Annotated in this window: 1 protein-coding gene and 2 pseudogenes; all 3 read right to left on the minus strand. The window is 71.2% G+C overall.

Features of this window, described 5'->3' with window-relative positions; genetic code table 11:
• Nucleotides 1-217, minus strand: a pseudogene (locus G6027_RS13025) (urease accessory protein); the annotation flags it as partial.
• Entirely contained in the window at nucleotides 214-2,451 is a 2,238-nt protein-coding gene (ureC, locus tag G6027_RS13030) for an urease subunit alpha (protein ID WP_182637544.1), read from the minus strand. The gene ureC and the pseudogene G6027_RS13025, both read right to left, overlap by 4 nt.
• 37 nt (nucleotides 2,452-2,488) lie before the next feature.
• A pseudogene (locus tag G6027_RS13035) lies at nucleotides 2,489-2,726 on the minus strand (hypothetical protein); the annotation flags it as partial.

The following is a 2,726-nucleotide window of genomic DNA, read 5'->3' on the forward strand; positions in this document are numbered from 1 at the left end:
GGGTGGCCGCCCACGCCAGGGCGAGCGCGACCGAGTCCGCCGGGCCGATCGCGTGGCGCAGCATCGAGTGCAGCACCTCCGGCAGGCGCCGGGCGTCGACCTCCCCGCGCTGGGCCAACCCCTCGAGCCCGTGGGACAGGGTGTACATCCCGGAGGGGAAGGACGAGTCGGTGAACTGCAGCGCGAGCAGCAGCCGCGACAGGTCGGAGCCGCTCATGCCAGGTAGTGCAGCTGGGCCAGCGGCAGCGACGTCGCCGGTGCGATGGTGGCGGGCTCGCCGTCCACGGTCACCACGTACGTGTCGGGGTCCACCTCGATCTGCGGGCAGCGGTCGTTGCGGACCATGTCCTTCTTGCCGATCCCCCGGCACCCACGCACGGGCAGGCACGGGGATGTCAGGCCCAGCTGCTCGGGAACGCCGGCCTCGATCGCCGCCGCGGACAGGAACGTCACGCGAGTGGACTGCATGGCCCCTCCGTACGCACCGAACATCGGACGGTAGATCACGGGCTGCGGGGTGGGAAGGGAGGCGTTGGGGTCCCCCATCGGCGCCCACACGATCATGCCGCCCTTGATCACCAGCGACGGCTTGGCGGCGAACGAGTCGACCGGCCACACCACCAGGTCGGCCAGCTTGCCCGGTTCGATCGACCCCAGGTGGTCGGCGATGCCCGCGGCGATGGCGGGATTGATGGTCATCTTGGCGACATAGCGCAGGACCCGCTCGTTATCGTTGCGCGCGCCGCCGTCGGGCGAGGAGGAATCCGGCGAGGCGGCCACGTCCTCGGGCAGCGGCCCGCGCTCGACCCTGCAGTGGTGCGCGGTCTGGAACGCCCGCTGCCACGACTCCCCGACGCGCCCCATGGCCTGGGAGTCGGACGCGAAAATGGAGATGATGCCCTCGTCGTGCAGGACGGTCTCCGCGGCGATGGTCTCCGCGCGCACCCGGGAGTCGGCAAAGCTCACGTCCTCGGGGATGTTGTGCGACAGGTGGTGGCACACCATGACCATGTCGAGCAGCTCGTCGACCGAGTTGACCGTGTACGGCAGTGTCGGGTTGGTGGAGGCGGGCAGCACATTGGGCTCGCCGCACACCCGCAGGATGTCGGGGGCGTGTCCGCCGCCGGCGCCCTCGGAGTGGAAGGTGTGGATGGTCGAGTCGCCGAACGCTGCGCGGGTGTCCTCGTAGAACCCTGACTCGTTGAGGGTGTCGGTGTGGATGGCCACCTGCACGTCGTACTGATCGGCCACCTCCTGCACGCAACGGATCGTGGCGGGGGTGGTGCCCCAGTCCTCGTGGATCTTCAACCCCGCCGCCCCGGCCACGATCTGTTCGACCGCCGACTCGGGTTGCGAGGTGTTGCCCTTGCCCAGGATCCCGATGTTCACCGGCAGCCCGTCGGCGGCCTGCAGCATCCGGCCGATGTGCCAGGCACCCGGCGTGCAGGTGGTCCCCTTGGTGCCCTCGGACGGGCCGGTCCCGCCGCCGAACATGGTGGTCACCCCGTTGGACAGTGCCTCGTCCACCTGCTGTGGGGCGATGAAGTGGATGTGGGTGTCCACTCCCCCGGCCGTGACGATCTTGTGCTCACCCGCCACCACCTCCGTGCCGGGGCCGATCACCAGGTCGGGGTGGACACCGTCCTGCAGGTGCGGGTTCCCGGCCTTGCCCACGGCCACGATCCGCCCGTCGCGCACCCCGATGTCGCCCTTGACCACCCCGATCACGGCGTCCAGGATCGTGGCCCCGGTGATCACCAGGTCGAGCGCGCCCGAGGCCCGCGTGCCGGCGGGGTCCTGTGCCATGCCGTCCCGGATCGCCTTGCCGCCACCGTAGACGGCCTCCTCGCCGTAGCCGGACGAACCGTCGGTGGTGACGGCGTTGTGGTCTCCTCTGATCTCGACGGTCAACACCGTGTCCGCCAACGTCAGTCTGTCCCCGATCGTGGGACCGTAGATGTCGGTGTAGGTCGCTCGTGGGAGCACGGTCGGCGGGCCCTCGGCGACGGGCACGTCGCCCGCGGACGGCGCCACCTCGTCGTCGTCGTGGTTGTCGTCGTCGTGGGTCGTGGTGCCCGGCGAGTCGCACAGGAACCTCCCGTCGCGCATGCGGACCATCGCGCGTTCCCGCACGGCCGGGTCGTCGAGGGGGCCGTCGACCAGTCCGGAGAAGCCGTGACAGACGCGCTCGCCGGCATAGTCCACGAGCCGCACCGTGCGGGTCTGTCCGGGTTCGAACCGCACCGCCAGGCCCGCGCCGATCGCCAGGTGGCGCCCGTAGGCGGCCGGCCGGTCGAACCGGAGCTCCCGGTTGGCCTCGAAGAAGTGGTAGTGCGAGCCCACCTGGACGGCGCGGTCGCCGGTGTTGGTCACCGCGAGTTCGACGGTCGCGCGCCCGGCGCCCAGCGTGATGTCGCCGTCGCCGTACTGGTACTTCCCGGATCCGGACATCGCGCTCCTCGGGGTCGGTGGGGTGGTGGGTCGGTGGCTAGTGCGAGTGGGTGTAGACGCTGCCGTCGGCCGCCACGTGCGAGTGGGCGTAGCCGTGGCCGTCCTCGGCGGCGAGCGCCGCGTCGATACCGTCAGCGCCGTTGGAATGCCCAGCGCCGTGGTCGAGCCGGTGGACCGCCTCGCGCACGCGGGTGTCGATCACGCTGCGCAACACCGCAGGGCCCAGCAGGTACTCGCCCTCGCCGGGCAGGTCCCGGCCGGTGACCGGCGCCGGG

The organism is Dietzia sp. SLG310A2-38A2 (assembly GCF_014145095.1).
Classification (GTDB): Bacteria; Actinomycetota; Actinomycetes; order Mycobacteriales; family Mycobacteriaceae; genus Dietzia.